At 64.2% G+C, this 16,212-nt stretch carries 15 protein-coding genes; 5 read left to right on the plus strand and 10 right to left on the minus strand.

The genetic code is table 11. The features are described from left to right. Window positions 1-123: 123 nt before the first annotated feature. Window positions 124-867 carry an SDR family oxidoreductase gene (locus tag ACVIN2_RS03265; RefSeq protein WP_456764468.1) on the plus strand — a complete coding sequence of 248 codons (744 nt, stop codon included), beginning with the start codon at window positions 124-126 and terminating at the stop codon, window positions 865-867. 10 nt (window positions 868-877) lie between these two features. Further along, window positions 878-1,294, plus strand: a complete 417-nt coding sequence (locus ACVIN2_RS03270) for a cupin domain-containing protein (RefSeq protein ID WP_456764469.1) — start codon at window positions 878-880, stop codon at window positions 1,292-1,294. A gap of 7 nt (window positions 1,295-1,301) precedes the next feature. Here ACVIN2_RS03270 and ACVIN2_RS03275 read toward each other — a convergent pair whose 3' ends face one another. The 6 genes from ACVIN2_RS03275 to ACVIN2_RS03300 all read right to left on the minus strand — a co-directional run bounded on the left by ACVIN2_RS03275 (window position 1,302) and on the right by ACVIN2_RS03300 (window position 7,710). Next, window positions 1,302-2,306: a 4-hydroxythreonine-4-phosphate dehydrogenase PdxA gene (locus tag ACVIN2_RS03275; protein WP_456764470.1), complete on the minus strand. Its 1,005-nt coding sequence runs from the start codon at window positions 2,304-2,306 to the stop codon at window positions 1,302-1,304. Continuing rightward, window positions 2,303-3,865, minus strand: coding sequence for a tripartite tricarboxylate transporter permease (locus ACVIN2_RS03280; RefSeq protein ID WP_456764471.1), 1,563 nt, complete (start codon window positions 3,863-3,865; stop codon window positions 2,303-2,305). Before ACVIN2_RS03280 ends, ACVIN2_RS03275 begins: the two co-directional genes overlap by 4 nt. An 11-nt stretch (window positions 3,866-3,876) precedes the next feature. Next, window positions 3,877-4,359: a tripartite tricarboxylate transporter TctB family protein gene (locus ACVIN2_RS03285; protein ID WP_456764472.1), complete on the minus strand. Its 483-nt coding sequence runs from the start codon at window positions 4,357-4,359 to the stop codon at window positions 3,877-3,879. Window positions 4,360-4,608: 249 nt separating this feature from the next. After that, window positions 4,609-5,601: a Bug family tripartite tricarboxylate transporter substrate binding protein gene (locus ACVIN2_RS03290; protein ID WP_456764473.1), complete on the minus strand. Its 993-nt coding sequence runs from the start codon at window positions 5,599-5,601 to the stop codon at window positions 4,609-4,611. Between the two features lie 45 nt (window positions 5,602-5,646). Next, window positions 5,647-6,906, minus strand: a complete 1,260-nt coding sequence (locus ACVIN2_RS03295; RefSeq protein ID WP_456764474.1) for a CaiB/BaiF CoA transferase family protein — start codon at window positions 6,904-6,906, stop codon at window positions 5,647-5,649. A gap of 9 nt (window positions 6,907-6,915) precedes the next feature. After that, entirely contained in the window at window positions 6,916-7,710 is a 795-nt protein-coding gene (locus ACVIN2_RS03300) for an enoyl-CoA hydratase/isomerase family protein (RefSeq protein WP_456764475.1), read from the minus strand. 117 nt (window positions 7,711-7,827) lie between these two features. Between ACVIN2_RS03300 and ACVIN2_RS03305 the strand changes: the two genes are divergently transcribed. The 3 genes from ACVIN2_RS03305 to ACVIN2_RS03315 all read left to right on the plus strand — a co-directional run bounded on the left by ACVIN2_RS03305 (window position 7,828) and on the right by ACVIN2_RS03315 (window position 11,634). Beyond that, entirely contained in the window at window positions 7,828-8,493 is a 666-nt protein-coding gene (locus tag ACVIN2_RS03305; protein ID WP_456764476.1) for a GntR family transcriptional regulator, read from the plus strand. Between the two features lie 153 nt (window positions 8,494-8,646). After that, a complete protein-coding gene (locus ACVIN2_RS03310) occupies window positions 8,647-9,618 on the plus strand; it encodes an MBL fold metallo-hydrolase (protein ID WP_456764477.1) in 972 nt (323 codons plus the stop codon). A 195-nt stretch (window positions 9,619-9,813) separates the two neighbouring features. Next, window positions 9,814-11,634 (plus strand): peroxidase family protein, encoded by a 1,821-nt coding sequence (locus ACVIN2_RS03315; protein ID WP_456764478.1) that lies wholly within the window; start codon window positions 9,814-9,816, stop codon window positions 11,632-11,634. 30 nt (window positions 11,635-11,664) lie between these two features. On the opposite strand, the gene ACVIN2_RS03320 is transcribed toward ACVIN2_RS03315, so the two are convergent. The 4 genes from ACVIN2_RS03320 to ACVIN2_RS03335 form a co-directional block, all read right to left on the minus strand. Next, window positions 11,665-12,384 (minus strand): haloacid dehalogenase type II, encoded by a 720-nt coding sequence (locus ACVIN2_RS03320; protein WP_456764479.1) that lies wholly within the window; start codon window positions 12,382-12,384, stop codon window positions 11,665-11,667. Window positions 12,385-12,475: 91 nt separating this feature from the next. Beyond that, window positions 12,476-13,477: a class II fructose-bisphosphatase gene (glpX, locus tag ACVIN2_RS03325; protein ID WP_007609885.1), complete on the minus strand. Its 1,002-nt coding sequence runs from the start codon at window positions 13,475-13,477 to the stop codon at window positions 12,476-12,478. Window positions 13,478-13,634: 157 nt separating this feature from the next. Further along, window positions 13,635-14,951 (minus strand): homoserine dehydrogenase, encoded by a 1,317-nt coding sequence (locus tag ACVIN2_RS03330; RefSeq protein WP_456764480.1) that lies wholly within the window; start codon window positions 14,949-14,951, stop codon window positions 13,635-13,637. 29 nt (window positions 14,952-14,980) lie between these two features. Continuing rightward, on the minus strand, window positions 14,981-16,201 hold the full coding sequence (locus tag ACVIN2_RS03335; protein ID WP_018454429.1) for an LL-diaminopimelate aminotransferase: 1,221 nt from the start codon (window positions 16,199-16,201) through the stop codon (window positions 14,981-14,983). Between the last annotated feature and the right edge of the window lie 11 nt (window positions 16,202-16,212).

Below are 16,212 nucleotides of genomic sequence, written 5' to 3' on the forward strand. Positions count from 1 at the left end.
GCAGGCCGGTTACAGGCAAGAGCCTGCCCCATTTCCCCGGTAAGAGTCGCCTCATCGCTTTCGCGACGCGCGCGCCGTCGATCCTGAAACGCTCGCGCCCGCAACGTGCCGAGGAGGCATGCCATGAAGATCGTCGTGATCGGCGGGACCGGATTGATCGGATCCAAGCTCGTAGCGAAGCTCAAGCAGCAAGGCCACGACGCGGTCGCGGCTTCGCCGAAATCAGGCGTGAACGCCGTGACTGGGGAAGGCCTCGCAGCAGTGCTGGCGGGCGCGGATGTCGTCGTCGACGTTGCCAACGCGCCGTCCTGGGAGCCTGCCGCCGTGCTCGAATTCTTCGAGCGTTCGAGCAAAAACCTCGCTGCGACCGAGGCGGCTGCGGCCGTGAAGCATCATGTGGCACTCTCGATCGTCGGGACCGAGCGCTCGCCCGACATCGCCTATTTTCGGGCGAAGCTCGCGCAAGAGACCATCGTCAAGGCATCTCCGGTCCCCTACTCGATCGTTCGCGCCACCCAGTTCTTCGAATTCCTCAGCGCCATCGGTGACATGGGTGCGGCCGAGGGCCGGATCGTCGTTCCCACGGCATTGTTTCAGCCGATCGCAGCCGAGGACGTCGCCGATCGCCTCGCGGAGGTCGCGATGGGCCAGCCGCTCAACGGCACGATCGATATCGCAGGACCCGAGAAGGCGCCCTTCAATGAATTCATCGCACGGCGCCTGAAGGCGTCCGGCGACGCCCGACCCGTGATGGGAGACCCAAAGGCGCCGTACTACGGCGCTCCCATCGACGACACATCGCTGAACCCTCTTGGCGAGGCGCGGCTCGGGATGACGCCGCTCGCAACATGGCTCGCGAGGCTTTGAGGAGACTCCCATGCGCAGATTGCTGATCGCGACCGCCGTTTACGCCGCATCATTCCTGACGGCCCATGCCGCCGAGACGGCGACACCCACGGCCAAGGTGACGGTCGTGTTCGACCAGGCGCTGCCCAATGTCCCCGGCAAGAGCATGAAGGGCGTGCTGGTCGAGTATGGTCCCGGAGGGTCCTCACCGGCCCACATCCACGCGCCCTCGGCTTTCATCTACGCCACTGTCCTGGAAGGCGCGATCCGCAGTCAGGTCAATGACGGCCCCGCCAAGGTCTTTCACAAGGGCGAGAACTTCTCTGAAAAGCCCGGCGACCGCCATGCCGTCAGCGCCAATGCCAGCGACACCGAGCCAGCGAAGCTGCTTGCCGTGTTCGTGGTGGATACCGCCGACAAAGAGCTGACGATGCCTCTGCCGAAATAGCAACGGATCATGTGAGGCGACGCGCGGCCATCTCTGCCGCGAGCAACACCGCGGCGCGGCTGGCGCCGATCGATGCAACGCCCTGGCCGGCGATGTCGTAGGCGGTGCCGTGCGCGGGCGTGCAGATCGGGAATGGAAAGCCGCCGAGCAACGTCACGCCGCGATCAAAGCCCATCAGCTTCATCGCGATCTGGCCCTGGTCGTGATACATCGTCAGCACCGCATCGAAGGCGCCGCCCTTGGCACGCAAAAACACCGTGTCGGCGGGGAACGGCCCCTCGGCGGCGATGCCCTCGCGCTGGCCGGCCGCGACCACGGGCGCGATGACATCGATCTCCTCGCGGCCGAAATTGCCGCCGTCGCCGGCATGCGGGTTGAGACCGGCGACCGCGATGCGCGGCCGGGCGAAGCCGGCATTGCGCATGCAGGCATCGGTCAGCTTGAGCGCACGATGGATGCGTTCGCTGGACAGTCGCGCGGCAACGTCCTTGAGCGGGATGTGGGACGTCACGCGGGCGTTCCAGAGCCGGTCCAGCACGTTGAACTCGCTTGCGGGGGTATTGAGTCCGACCACTTCCGCGGAGAACGCGATCTCGTCGTCATACTCGGCGCGGGCGAGCCGCATCGCCTGCTTGTTGAACGGCGTGAAGCAGACGGCATCGACCCGGCCGTCGCGGCCGAGTTCGAGCGCGTGCTTGTAATTGGCAAGCGCGAACCTGCCGCCGGCAAGGCTCGCAACTCCCTGCTTGATGTCGCCAGGGTCGAGGTGGCCGAGATCGACGAACAGCGTCTCGCCCTCCGCCGCGCGCAAATCCGCCCCCTGCTCTACTGTCTTCAGCTCCGGCTTGACGCCAGCAATGCGCGCGCCCGCATCGAAGATGCGGCGGTCGCCGATCACGACGATCCGGCTGCGGGCGCGGATGTCGTCATGCACCACGAGCTTGGCGGTCAATTCCGGGCTGATGCCGGCGGGATCTCCCATTGCCAATGCAATGAGCGGCTGTGCGGTCATATGATCACTTTCTCCCGAGCGGTCTCTTGAGCTGTGTTCTGGGCTGTCGTCTCGTGGATCGACGGCGCAGGCTTGCGCAGCAAGCGCGCAAGCTGCAGCACGAGCGGAAGCAGCAACAGCGCGATGCCGGCCACGATCAGACATGTCACCAGCTTGTTGGCGAAGAAGATCCCGAGCGATCCCTTGGACATCAGCATCGACTGCCGGAACGCGTCCTCGGCCTTGTCGCCGATGACGATCGCGAGCACGAGTGGCGCCAGCGGATAGAACAGCTTCTTGAAGAGATAGCCGACGATGCCGAAGCCGAGCATCATGACGACGTCGAGATAGGAGTTCGACACCGAATAGGCGCCGACGACGCAGATGATCACGATCAGCGGCGCGATGATCACGAAGGGAATCCGCATCAGGGCGGCGAAGACCGGAACGGTCAGCAGCACGAGCGCGACGGCGACGATGTTGCCGACATACATCGAGGCAATCAGGCCCCAGACGAAGTCCTTCTGGTCGACGAACAGCATCGGCCCGGGATTGAGACCCCAGATCATGAGCCCGCCCATCATGACGGCCGCAGTGGCCGAGCCGGGGATGCCGAGCGAGAGCATGGGCAGAAGCGCGCTGGTGCCGGCGGCATGATCGGCCGTCTCCGGCGAGATGATGCCTTCGACCTCTCCGGTGCCGAAATATCGGCCGCGGCGTGAGAAGCGGCGGGCGATGCCGTAGCTCATGAAGGATGCCGCGGTCGGGCCGCCTGGCGTGATCCCCATCCAGCATCCGATGGCCGCGCTGCGCAGCAGTGCCACGCTATGCCGCGGCAGGCGGCCGATCGCGCGAAATACCTCGCGCCACTCGATCTTCGAGGAGACCGCGCGAGCATGAAACTCCTCTTCGACGGCGACGAGCAGCTCGCCGATGCCGAACAACCCCATCACCGCGACGACGAAGTTCACGCCCTTGACCAGCTCGTCGACGCCCATCGTGAGGCGCACGCTGCCGGAGACCGTGTCGATGCCGATGGCGGCGATCGCAAAGCCGATCGCCAGTGCAACGATGGTCTTGATCGGGGCCGCCCCGCCCATGCCGACGAAGCTGGCGAAGGCCAGGAAATAGACCGCGAAATATTCCGCCGGCCCGAAGGCAAGTGCGACCTGCGCCACCCATGACGCGAGGAAGGTGATCAGGATGACGCCGATCAGCGCGCCGAAGGCCGCCGAACCGAAGGCGGTGGCGAGCGCCGTGGTCGGACGTCCATCGCGCGCCATCGGGTAGCCGTCGAAGGTGGTGGCGACCGACGACGGCTCGCCCGGGATGTTGAACAGGATTGAGGTCACCGACCCCCCGAACAACGCGCCCCAATACATGCTGGACAGCAGGATGATGGCGGAGACCGGCTGCATGCCGAAGGTCAGCGGCAGCAGCAGCGACACCCCGTTCGGAGCACCCAGCCCGGGCAGCACGCCGACGAGGATGCCGAGCAGCACGCCGATCACCATCAGCGCCAGATGCGGCAGCGTGATCGCGATGCCAAAGCCGTGAAGGAGTTCTCCAAGATTGTCCATCGGCCTCTCCGTCAGAAGCCGAATGCCGCGGCGAGCGCGCCGTGCGGCAAGCTCACCTGGAACATGCGCTCGAACACGACGTAGAGCGCAAGTGCTGTCGCCGCCGCCGTGCCAAGCGCGCGCGGCACGGATTGTTGTCGGGGGATCGCGAGCACCGCGAAGATGTACAGGGCTGAGGCGACGTACATCCCGAGCAACGGAATCGCAGCCACGAAAATCGCGGCCGGCACGAACAGGCCGGCAAGGCGGCGCAACTCGATCGACGTGATGGCAATGGGGACGTTCGCCAGTGACGTAACCGGCATCAAAGCGCGCACCAGATTGTAGAGACTTCCAAGCACGATGATGATGCCGGTCAGGAACGGAAACGTCCCGGCGTCCACGCCCGCGCTCGACCAGCCGATACCGTTATCGAGACTCTGGACCACAACTGCAACGCCAAAACCACCCGTGAGGATGGCAGTCGCAAGTTCAAGGGCGCGTCGCGATATCATTGAGGAGCTCCGGTCAGCCCAGATACAGTGGCCGGTTATGACGCACGTGTTTTCCCAGCGTTCGCTGTCGTCCCGGCGAAAGCCGGGACCCATAACCCCAGGAAGGCGTTTGACGACGACTTGACGTTAAATCCACATCGGTACGACGACCAACACTCCTCGATAGATCACGCGGTATGGGTCCCGGCCCCCCCGTGCGCAATTGCGCACTAGGCCGGGACGACGGCGGAGTTTGAGGCCTGCGCCACCTCACTTGACCAACCAGCCCTGCTCGCCCGCGACTTGCTTGAGGTGCTCGAGGTCCTCCTTGATGAACTTGTCGAACTCGGCGCCGGTCAGGAAGGTGTCGACCTGGGAGGTTTTCTCGATGTAGTCCTTCCAGTCCGGGGTCGCCTGCACCTTCTTCATCAGGTCGACATAGAACGCGGCCTGGTCCGGTGTGACCTTGCCGGGGAGCCACACTGTCCGCGGCTGCTCATATTGCTTGATGTCGAGACCCTGCTCGACGCAGGTCGGAACGTCGCCCCAGCCTTCGGTCGCGGTGACCTTGGCGCCCTGCGGCAACCGCTTCGGGCTGAAAACGCAAAGCGGCCGTTGCGTTCCACCGCGCCATTGCCCGAGACTTTCGCTGGGATTGTTGACGTGGGAGTCGAGGTGTCCGCCGGCGAGCTGCACGGCGGTCTCGGCCCCGCTCTTGAAGGGGATGTAGGTCAGCTTGATGTGGCCGGCCTTCTCGATCATGCGGGTCAGCACCTCGTCGGTATCCTTCGACTGCGCGCCGCCCATCTTGAATTCGCCCGACGCGGCCGCCTTCAGATAGTCGCCCGCCGTCTTGTAGGGCGCGTCCTGCTTGACCCAGAGCAGGAACTCGTCCTGCGCCATTGCCGCAATCGCAGTGAGATCGGTGTAGTTGAAAGCGACCTTGGAGACGAGCGGCTGCTGCCAGGCATTCGACGTGCCGAAGATCACCTTGTAGGGATCGCCCGCGGAGGCCTTGCCGTAGACATAGCCTTCCGCGCCGCTGCCGCCGCCTTTGTTGACGACGACGATCGGCTGCTCCACCAGCTTGTGCTTGGTGATGATGTTCTGCACGGCGCGCGCGAGATTGTCGGTGCCGCCGCCGGGCCCGGCCGTCGCAACGAACTCGATCGGCTTTTGGGGTTGCCAGGCCGAGAGCGCCGGCATCGTGCCGGCGAGCACAATTGCGGCTGCGGAGAGCAGAAATGTTGACGTCCGACCCATGATGTCCTCCAGCTGATTTTTGTCTCTTGTTGTTTCGACGTCCGGTCAGGCGACGCGTTCCTCGCGTCTTCCCGATGCCAGCACGATTGCGCCTTCTTGTTCGAGCGCTTCGATCTGCTTCTGGTCGAACCCGTGCTCGACCAGCACCTCGCTTGTATGCTCACCGTAGACCGGCGCGCCCGTACGCACTTTGCCTGGGGTCTCCGAAAACTTGACCGGCAAGCCGATCGTTTTCACGGGACCGAGCGTGGAATGCTCGACCTCGACGACCATCTCGCGCGCCAGCGTCTGCGGATCGCTGAGTGCCTCCAGCATGTCGTGCACGGGTCCGCACGGCACGCCCTTCTCGTCCAGCGCCGCCAGCCAGTGCGCCCGGGTCCGGGTGCGGAAGCGCTTGCTCAGGACGGCTTCGAGCTCCTTCAGATTGGCCATGCGGTCGGCGCCGTTGATGAAACGCGGATCGGATGCAAGCTCGCTCGCACCGAGCGCGTCGAGCATCAACAGCCAGTGCTTCTTGTTGGCGCCGCCGACCACCAGCCAGCCGTCCGAGGCCTCGAAAGCCTGATATGGCGCGTTGAGCGGATGGGCCGAACCCATCGCGCGCGGCGCGGTGCCCGCGGCGAGCGCGATGGTCGACTGCCAATAGGTCTGCACCAGCGCGGCCTCATAGAGCGAGGTCTCGACCCACTGCCCTTCCCCGGTCTTGAGACGGTGCGTGTAGGCCGCGAGGATGCCCATGCTCGCCAGCAGGCCGGCGGTGATGTCGGACAGCGGCGGACCGCATTTCACGGGCGGACCATCGGGACGTTCGCCGGTAAAGCTCATGATGCCGCTCATGGCCTGGGCGACCAGATCGAAGCCGCGGCGATGCTTGTAGGGCCCGGTGCGGCCGAAGCCCGACAGCGAGCAATAGATCAGCGCTGGATGCTGCTTGTGCAGGTCTTCGTAGCCGAAGCCGAGGCGCTCCATGGCGCCCGGCGCAAAGTTCTCGACCAGCACGTCGGCGCCCGCGATCAGCCGCCGCAACACCTGCTTGCCGCCCTCGGTCTTCAGATCCAGCACGATGCCGCGCTTGTTCCGGTTCATCATCAGGAAGGAGGCCGCCTCGTCGCCAATCTTCGGCGGCACCGAATGGCGGGTGTCGTCGCCGTTCGGCGATTTCTCGATCTTGATCACGTCGGCGCCCATGTCGGCCAGCATCAAGGTGCAGGTCGGCCCCGCCATGACATGGGTGAGGTCGATGACCTTGAGGCCGGCAAGCGGCCCCGAACGGGCGGAGGTTGATTGCGAGCGATCGCTTTGCATCGGGGCGTCCTATTGGCCGCGCCATTGCGGCGCGCGCTTGGTGAGGAAAGCATCGAGCCCTTCGCGAAAATCCTGGCTCGTGTAGCACATCAGGATGAGGTCCTCGCCCTCGTCCGGCGTCAGCCGCCTTTGCAGGCGCGCCACGGCCTGCTTGGTCGCATTCAGCGTCAGCGGCGCGTGGCTGGCGAGCAGCCTGGCAACCTCATCCGCGCGCCGGTCGAGCGCGGCGAGATCCTCGACGACCTCGCCGAGCAGCCCGACACTGGCGGCCTCCGTCGCGTCGACCAGCCGCGCCGTGAAGATCAGATCCTTGACGCGGGCGGCGCCGATCAGCGCGGTGAGACGACTGACATTGGACATCGACAGGCAATTGCCGAGCGTGCGGGCAATGGGAAAACCGATTTTCGCGCTTTGGGTGCCGATGCGGAGGTCACAGGCCGCGGCAATGCCCGCGCCGCCGCCGGTGCAGAACCCGTTGATCGCCGCGATCGTCGGCACGCGGCACTGCTCGAGCGTGGTCAGCACCCGATCGATGCGGTTCTCGTAGTCGATCGCGTCCTGCGGCGACTTGAAATCGCGGAACTGATTGATGTCGGTGCCCGCGGCAAAGGCCTTGTCGCCGGCCCCGCGCAGCACCAGCACCTTGATCGCGTGATCGTCGTTGATCTCCTCGCAGATCGCGGCAAGCCGCTCGTACATCGCGAAGGTGAAGGCGTTGCGGGCCTGCGGGCGGTTGAAGGTGATCCGCCCGATGCCGTCCTGGCGCTCGAAAACGAGGTCTTCCGCCACCACCTGCTGGTCCATTTCCTCATGTCCTTCTGCTTTTCTACATTTTTGAATGCAAAATTACCGATTTACAAGCGGGAACTTGCATTATTTCGGGTATAGCTCCATTTTTGCATTCAAATGGACTTCAGACCCATGCTGCATGAGGAAGTCGTCGGCCGCATCCGGGCCATCCTGCTCGACGGCGAAATCCCGCCGGGCGCGCGGATTCCCGAGCGCGAGCTGTGCGAGCGGCTGCAGATATCGCGCACCCCGCTCCGCGAGGCGCTCAAGGTGCTCGCCGCCGAAGGGCTCGTGCAGCTCCTGCCCCACCGCGGCTCGCGCGCGGCAAAACTGACCGACAAGGACATGCGCGACCTGTTCGAGGTCTGCCAGGGTCTCGAGGCGCTCGCCGGCGAGCTCGCCTGCGAGCGCATCACCGATGCCGAGATCGCCGCGATCGCCGCCGCGCATGCGGAGATGGTGCATCATCATCGCGAGGGCGACCTGATCCAGTACTATCGCGGCAACCGCGCCATTCACGAAGGCATCGTCGCTGCGGCCGGAAACCCGGTGCTTGCGGGGTTGTATGCGTCCGTGACCGCGCGCATCCGGCGCGCGCGCTATGTCACGCCGATGACGCCCGAGCGCTGGGCGGTCGCCGTGCAGGAGCACGATGCCATCCTGAACGCACTGCAGAGGCGCGATGGCGTCGGCCTCGCCCATATCCTGCGCGCGCATCTACGCCACAAGCGCGAAGAAGTTTTACAGGCGGGCTTTGCCGAAACGGAAGGGAGCGACCTGGTGCCGCGGATTGCGTGAGACGGCGTTCGCGACGCAGAAAGAAACTTGCGGTCCCGCTACAACGCGCGGTCAAGAGACACAATCGCGACACAATCATTGATTGCATTCAGCCGCACAGTTGGTAACGCGCAAACAATTGCGCAAAACAAAAGACAAAAGCGGAGGAAACGCATGACAATCGATGTCTCACGTCGGTCCTTGATCGCCCTCGGGGCTGGCCTTGGTGCCAGCGCAATGCTCGGCAGCAGCGCGATGGCGCGCGCTCCCAAGCTCGGCACCCAGACGCCTTACTGGCACCGCTTCGTTCTCGGCGATGCCGAAGTCACCATCGTGTCCGACGGACCGCTTCCGCTCGGCGACCCCTCCGGCACCTTCACCGGCGTTCCCAAGGAAGAGGTGAAGAAGATGCTCGCCGACAATTTCCTGTCGCCGGACAATGTCGTGCTCGAACAGAACTCGCCGATCGTCAACACCGGCGACAAGCTCATCCTGTTCGATACCGGCATGGGCAGCTCTAAGATGTTCGGCGCCACCACCGGCCGGCAGCAGAAGAGCATGACCGAGGCAGGCATCAAGCCCGGGGACATCGACGCAGTGGTCTGCTCGCATGCCCATATCGACCACATCGGCGGCATCGTGGACGACGGCGGCAAGCCGCTGTTTCCGAACGCGCAGATCTACATCTCGCAGACCGATTTCGACTTCTGGACCGACGAAGGCAAGCTTGGCAGCGACGCCAAGGATTTCGTCGTTCACGCCCGCAAGAACCTGCTGCCGGTGCGCGACCGCATCGTGTTCTTCAAGGATGGCCAGGAATTCCTGCCGGGCGTTCAGGCGATCGCAGCGCCCGGTCACACCGTCGGCCATACCATCTTCATGGTCTCGTCGGCCGGCAAGTCCTTCGCCTTCATGGGCGACCTCTCGCACCATCCCGTCCTGCTGCTCGAGCGGCCGCGGATGGAATTCTCCTACGACACCGATCCCAAGCAGGCGGCAGAATCGCGCGTCAAGCTGCTGACTATGCTTGCGGCGAATAAGACGCCCGTGATGTCGTATCACTTCGCATGGCCGGGCTATGGCCATGTCGCCAAGGCCGGTGAAGGATTCCATTATTATCCCGAACCGATGCAGATGACGTTGTAGATCGTCGGATCAGGTCCGGGCGGCTTACGCGCTGCCCGGACCATCCGAACGACCACCGCCGTCCGGCTGACCGGCAAGCAACTACAATCCGCAATGTCTCCGGCGGCGTTGGCAGGCGGACATTTTGGTGTTATTGAACTACAGCTACCAATTGCAAATCGAATTTGTTTGACGTGAATTTGTTTGGGAGCGTCAATGTCCCGCGAGAACGATGGTTTTGTCTTTCATCGTGATCGGCTCCAACGGGTCCCGGATGTTGTCTATCGGGCCATCAACTTCTTTGTCAGATGGGACAAACTGCCGAGGCTGCTCGGAGCTGCCAATCTCTCGGCGTTCCGCGACCGGCTTCGGGAGCGCAATCTGCACCATACCGGCTACGGCACGACATCGCCTCGCTGGAACACGGGCAATGAGCGCTGGCGTTCCGCCGACGGCTCGTTCAACAGCCTCGACCATCCGCGCATGGGTATGGCTGGCGCCCGGTTCGGACGCAATTTCGCGCTACCCGACTGCGTGCCGGACAGCCTGGACGACCTGCTCGAACCCAGTCCGCGCGTGATCTCGGAGGAATTGCTGGCGCGCCGCGAATTCATTCCCGCGACCAGCCTCAATCTGCTGGCCGCCGCCTGGATCCAGTTCGAAACCCATAATTGGTTCAGCCATGGGTCCCCTAAGTCGGGAAACGAGTTCAAGATTCCGCTGAAGCCAAACGACAAATGGCCAGCGGATCAGCGGATCGACGGCTGCATGAAGATCCGTCGGACCGTTTGCGACGAGACGCCACGTGAACCATGGCTCGGCGCGACCCCCACGTTCCGCAACCTCAACTCGCACTGGTGGGACGCCGGACAGATCTACGGCAGCGACCGCGCGAGGCAGATGCAGATCCGTTCCCGGGCAGATGGGAAGATCTCGGTCGGCGATGATGGGATGCTTCCAGCCGATCCGGTGCATCCGGGCGCCGATCTCACCGGCTTCAACGACAATTGGTGGGTGGGGCTCAGCCTGCTGCACAACCTCTTTGCACGCGAGCACAATGTCATCTGCGACGGCTTGAAGACGCGGTATCCGACCTGGAACGACGAGGCGCTATTCCAGCATGCGCGGCTGATCAACGCGGCCCTGATCGCCAAGATCCACACCGTCGAATGGACGCCAGGCATCCTCGGCCATCCCGCACTGGACTTCAGCATGCACGCGAACTGGTCGGGGATCCCGTGCCGGGTGCTGCGCGCAGTGCTCGGCAAGAACAGCGAAGCCGCCTTTGGTATCATCGGCTCTCCGACGGACCAGCACAGCGCGCCCTACGCGATGACGGAGGAATTCACCGCCGTGTACCGCCTGCACCCGCTGATCCCGGAAACGATTGATGTGCGGCGGCTCGATAGCACAGAGATTACCCCTAGCGACCTGCTCGATATGCAGGGCCCCGCCTCCCGCGAGTTCATGCAGACTCACGGCTTCGTCGACCTGCTGTACTCGTTCGGCACCGCTCATCCCGGCGCCATTCGCCTCCACAACTATCCCAACTTTCTGCGCCAGTTCACGAAAGACGACCAGCCGCTGCTCGACGTGGCGGCGATCGACATCATGCGTGATCGCGAGCGCGGCGTGCCGCGCTACAATCGATTCCGCGAACTGGTCGGCAAAAAGCGGGTCAAGACATTCGAGGAAATCACCAGCATCCCCGGTGCCGCCGGGAAGATGCGCGCGATCTACAAGGGCGATGTCGATCGCGTTGATCTGATGGTCGGACTATTGGCCGAGGACCTGCCGGACGGTTTTGGCTTCAGCGATACCGCCTTCCGCATTTTCATCCTGATGGCATCGCGGCGTTTGAAGAGCGACCGGTTCTTCACCGATGACTACCGGGCGGAAGTCTACACCAATTTCGGTCTGGACTGGATCCACAACAACGGAATGAAATCGGTGCTGCTGCGGCATGTGCCGCAACTCGGCCCGGCGCTCGAGGGCGTCAACAACGCCTTCGCCCCGTGGAACGTGCTGCGAGGCTGAGCCTTGGCCCTCTGCAAAGTCGCAGCCGCCCTAGCACCCGAGCTTGTCGGCGATCCCGCCAAAATCCCTGGCGACGATGTCCCAATTGCCGGTGGCCTCGAAATCGACCTTCTGGAGCGGACCGTATTCGGTCGGTCGCGCCACGAAAGCCGTCTTCAGCCCGTTCTTCTGGGCGGCGGCGAGATCGCCGTTGTGGGCGGCGACCATCATCACCTCTTCCGGCTTGAGGCACAGCAGGCGCGCGGCGCCGAGATAGGTTTCGGGATCGGGCTTGTAGTGCTCGAACAGCTCGGCCGACATGACGAGGTCCCAGGGAAGCCCTGCGAACTTCGCCATGTTGGTCAGCAGCGCGACATTGCCATTCGACAGCGGCGAGATCACGAATTTCGTCTTCAGCCGCGTCAGGCCCGCGACGCTGTCGGGCCACGGATGCAGGCGGTGCCACCCCTTGGTGAGGTGATCGAGATCGGCTTCGGTCAGGCCTGGAATCGAAAATTGCGCGACCAGCTTTTCCAGCGAGCGACGATGCAGATCATCTAACATGACATAGCCGCGCTCGGGATGTTTGCGCACGTCATCCATCGAAGCCATGTACATGCCGCGCCAGCCGTCGACCAAGGCGGTCCAGTCGGCGCTGATGCCGCGGCCCTTCGCCCACCACATGAAATCGGTGATCAGGCTGGTGCGCCAGTCGACGACGGTGCCGAACACGTCGAAGACAAGGGCTTTGACGGCGGTGAGATCCGACATGCGCGCTTCCCTTTAGGCTGCTTATTATTGGTCATTCCGGGATGCGCCGTGAGGCGTAAGCCCGGAATGACGGCCGTCGTCATTACGTCGATCAGTCCAAATGGAACTTCGCCAGTTCGCGGTGCTCGGCCTTGATGTAGCGCACGGTGCCGGTGACGGAACGCATCACCACCGTTTCGGTCTCGATCACGCCGTCCTTGCGGAATTTGACGCCTGACAGCAGCGAGCCCGTGGTGACGCCGGTGGCAGCGAACAGACAGTCGCCGCGCGCCATGTCCTCGATGCCGTAGATCATCTTGGGATCGTTGACGCCCATCTTGGCGGCGCGTTCGCGCTTCTCGTCGGAGTCGAGGATGAGACGGCACTGCATCTGGCCGCCGATGCAGCGCAGCGCCACGGCCGCGAGCACGCCTTCGGGCGCGCCGCCGGTGCCGAGATACATGTCGACGCCGGTATTGTCGGGGTCGGCGCAGTGGATCACACCGGCGACGTCGCCGTCGGTGATGAGGCGCACGGCGGCGCCGGTCGAGCGCACGCTCTCGATGATGCTGGCATGGCGCGGGCGGTCGAGCACGAGAACGGTGATGCCGTCGGGCTTGACGCCCTTGGCCTTGGCGAGGCGGCGGACGTTTTCGGCCGGTGTCGCATCGAGCTCGACGACGCCCTTGTCATAGCCGGGACCGATCGCGAGCTTCTGCATGTAGACGTCGGGGGCGTGCAACAGCGTGCCGCCGTCGGCCATCGCCATGGTGGCAATCGAGCCCGGCATGTTCTTGGCGCACAGCGTGGTGCCTTCGAGCGGATCGACCGCGATGTCGACTTGCGGGCCGGCGTTCATGCCGACCTTCTCGCCGATGAAGAGCATCGGCGCCTCGTCGCGCTCGCCCTCGCCGATGACGATGGTGCCCTCGATCGGGAGCTTGTTGAGCTCGCGCCGCATTGCGTCCACGGCGGCCTGATCGGCCGCCTTCTCGTTGCCGTGCCCGCGCAGACGCGCCGAAGACACCGCCGCCCGCTCCGTCACACGCACGATCTCCAGCGTGAGAATGCGCTCGAGCAACGCTTGCGGCGGGACTGAAATATGGGTCGACATCGGCTCACTCCTTCGAAACAGTTTTGGACGGACATCTCCGCCGCATCAACTCGTAACACCCACAGTTCGTTCGAACCGTGTCATTGCTTAAGCATGCTCTTTCCGGAAAACCGCTTCACACTTCACGCTAATGCGGTCCTTCGGGTCCGGAGCATGCTCAGTTCTTCTCGATCCGTATGACCTGCGGCCGTCCGCTGATCACTTTGTCCTTCTGCACGGCCGCGAGCGCGCGGCGCACGGCGTCCTCGTGCGTGGCATAGGTGATCAGGATGACGGGCACCGGGACCGCCTTGCCGTCTGCCGGCGCAGCGCCGCCATTGGGATGGCGCTGCACGATCGACTCGATCGAAATCTTCTGCTCCGCGAGCCGCGTCGCGATCGCAGCCGCGGTGCCCGGGAAATCGCGTGCCAGAAGGCGGATATAGTAGCCGCCCTCGTGGCGCTCCATCGGCGCCTTCTTGGTATCGCGCAGCTGCGCAATCGGCCGGCCGAACGGATTGGCGCGAATGCCGCGCGCGACGTCAGCAATGTCGGCGACGACGGCGGATGCGGTCGCCGCTCCCCCGGCACCGGGGCCGACCAGCGTGATCGGCGGGATGCCCTCGCCATCGATCGTGACAGCATTGGTGACACCCATCACCTGTGCGATCGACGAGGATTTTGGAACCATGGTCGGATGCACGCGCTGCTCGATACCCTTGGCGGTGCGAACGGCGACGCCGAGCAGCTTGAGCCGGTAACCAAGATCGTCGGCGGCACGGAGATCTTCCGGCGCGATGGAGGAGATACCTTCGACATACACGGCGCTTTGAGCAACTTTCGTGCCGAAAGCGAGGCTGGCGAGAATGGCGAGCTTTTGCGCAGTATCGTGGCCGTCGACGTCGAAGGACGGATTGGCCTCGGCATAGCCGAGCCGTTGCGCGTCCTTCAGGCATTCGGCGAAGGACAGGCCCTCCTGCTCCATCCGGGTCAGGATGTAATTGCAGGTGCCGTTGAGGATGCCGTAGACCCGGTTGATGCCGGTTCCGGCAAGACCTTCGCGTAACGTCTTGATGACAGGGATCGCAGCGCCGACGGCTGCCTCGAAATTCAGCGCGCCGCCATGCTTTTCGGCGGCCTTTGCCAGCTTGAGGCCGTGCTTTGCCAGCAACGCCTTGTTGGCGGTGACAACGGACTTGCCGGCGTTCAGCGCAGCTTCCACCGCCGCCAGCGCGGGATCGCCGGAGCCACCCATCAGCTCGACGAAGCAGTCGATGCCGGGATGCGTCGCAAGGGCAAGCGGATCCTTGACCCATTCGATGCCGCGCAGATCGACGCCGCGCTTCTTGGCCTTCGAGCGCGCGGTGACGGCGACGACACGGATGCCGCGGCCGCTGCGGCCGGCAAGCACGCGCGCCTGCGTTTCAATCAGACGGACAACTTCGGCGCCCACGGTGCCGAGCCCCGCTATGCCCACTTTCAGGGGTGCAACCATGATGCCTTGGAAAACCTGCGGAAGAGAACTTAACGCCGAGTGGCGAGCGGAACGACGTTGTGCAACGTTTCGATGCCGCTTTCAAGGAAGCGGCGCACGCCGCGCGCGGCCTGCCTGATCCGTTGCTCGTTTTCCACCATGGCGATACGGACATATCCTTCACCATGCTCGCCAAAGCCGACGCCGGGCGAGACCGCGACACCGGATTTCTCCACCATCAGGGTCGCGAACTGCATGCTGCCGACGCTGCGGAAGGCTTCCGGCAGCGGCACCCAGGCAAACATCGACGCTTCCGGCGGCGGGATCTCCCAGCCGGCACGGCCGAAGGATTCCACCAGCGCGTCGCGCCGCTTGCGGTAGGTGTCGCGCATCTCCTTGATGCAATCGTCCGGTCCGTTCAGCGCGGCGGTCGCCGCGACCTGGATCGGCGTGAACGCACCGTAGTCGAGATAGGATTTGACGCGGCCGAGTGCCGCAATCACGCGCTCGTTGCCGACCGCGAAGCCCATGCGCCAGCCAGCCATCGAATAGGTCTTCGACATCGAGGTGAACTCGACAGCGACGTCCATCGCGCCCGGCACCTGGAGCACCGAGGGCGGCGGGTTGCTTTCGTCGAAATAAACCTCGGCATAAGCGAGATCGGACAGGATCAGGATCTCATGCTTCTTCGCGAATGCGACCAGGTCCTTGTAGAAGTCGAGGCTCGCGACATAGGCGGTCGGGTTCGAAGGATAGCAGACGACGAGCGCCAGCGGCTTCGGGATCGAATGCACGATCGCCCGCTCGACAGCCTCGAAGAATTGCGGCGTCGGCTCCGAGGGCACCGAGCGGATCACGCCGCCTGCCATCAAGAAGCCGAAGGCGTGAATCGGGTAGCTCGGATTCGGACAAAGGATGACGTCGCCGGGCGCGGTGATCGCCTGCGCCACGTTGGCAAAGCCCTCCTTGGAGCCGAGCGTCGCCACCACTTGAGTGTCGGGATTGAGCTTCACGCCGAAACGGCGGGCGTAGTAGCCGGCCTGGGCCCGGCGCAGCCCGGGGATGCCGCGGGAGGCCGAGTAGCGGTCGGTGCGCGGCTTGCCCAGCGTCTCCTTCAGCTTCTCCAGCACGTGCGCTGGCGCCGGCAGGTCGGGATTGCCCATGCCGAGGTCGATGATGTCGGCGCCGGCATTCCGCGCGGCTGCCTTGGCCCGGTTGACCTGTTCGAACACGTAAGGCGGAAGGCGGCGGATGCGGTAAAACTCTTCCATGGCTCTCTCGG

Source organism: Bradyrhizobium sp. USDA 3650, assembly GCF_054057395.1.

What these genes read in the sequence shown, in the direction of transcription:
- ACVIN2_RS03265 (WP_456764468.1), top strand. Translation starts at nt 124, where the DNA reads ATGAAGATCGTCGTGATCGGCGGGACCGGATTGATCGGATCCAAGCTC.
- ACVIN2_RS03270 (WP_456764469.1), top strand. Translation starts at nt 878, where the DNA reads ATGCGCAGATTGCTGATCGCGACCGCCGTTTACGCCGCATCATTCCTG.
- ACVIN2_RS03275 (WP_456764470.1), bottom strand. Translation starts at nt 2,306, where the DNA reads ATGACCGCACAGCCGCTCATTGCATTGGCAATGGGAGATCCCGCCGGC.
- ACVIN2_RS03280 (WP_456764471.1), bottom strand. Translation starts at nt 3,865, where the DNA reads ATGGACAATCTTGGAGAACTCCTTCACGGCTTTGGCATCGCGATCACG.
- ACVIN2_RS03285 (WP_456764472.1), bottom strand. Translation starts at nt 4,359, where the DNA reads ATGATATCGCGACGCGCCCTTGAACTTGCGACTGCCATCCTCACGGGT.
- ACVIN2_RS03290 (WP_456764473.1), bottom strand. Translation starts at nt 5,601, where the DNA reads ATGGGTCGGACGTCAACATTTCTGCTCTCCGCAGCCGCAATTGTGCTC.
- ACVIN2_RS03295 (WP_456764474.1), bottom strand. Translation starts at nt 6,906, where the DNA reads ATGCAAAGCGATCGCTCGCAATCAACCTCCGCCCGTTCGGGGCCGCTT.
- ACVIN2_RS03300 (WP_456764475.1), bottom strand. Translation starts at nt 7,710, where the DNA reads ATGGACCAGCAGGTGGTGGCGGAAGACCTCGTTTTCGAGCGCCAGGAC.
- ACVIN2_RS03305 (WP_456764476.1), top strand. Translation starts at nt 7,828, where the DNA reads ATGCTGCATGAGGAAGTCGTCGGCCGCATCCGGGCCATCCTGCTCGAC.
- ACVIN2_RS03310 (WP_456764477.1), top strand. Translation starts at nt 8,647, where the DNA reads ATGACAATCGATGTCTCACGTCGGTCCTTGATCGCCCTCGGGGCTGGC.
- ACVIN2_RS03315 (WP_456764478.1), top strand. Translation starts at nt 9,814, where the DNA reads ATGTCCCGCGAGAACGATGGTTTTGTCTTTCATCGTGATCGGCTCCAA.
- ACVIN2_RS03320 (WP_456764479.1), bottom strand. Translation starts at nt 12,384, where the DNA reads ATGTCGGATCTCACCGCCGTCAAAGCCCTTGTCTTCGACGTGTTCGGC.
- glpX (WP_007609885.1), bottom strand. Translation starts at nt 13,477, where the DNA reads ATGTCGACCCATATTTCAGTCCCGCCGCAAGCGTTGCTCGAGCGCATT.
- ACVIN2_RS03330 (WP_456764480.1), bottom strand. Translation starts at nt 14,951, where the DNA reads ATGGTTGCACCCCTGAAAGTGGGCATAGCGGGGCTCGGCACCGTGGGC.
- ACVIN2_RS03335 (WP_018454429.1), bottom strand. Translation starts at nt 16,201, where the DNA reads ATGGAAGAGTTTTACCGCATCCGCCGCCTTCCGCCTTACGTGTTCGAA.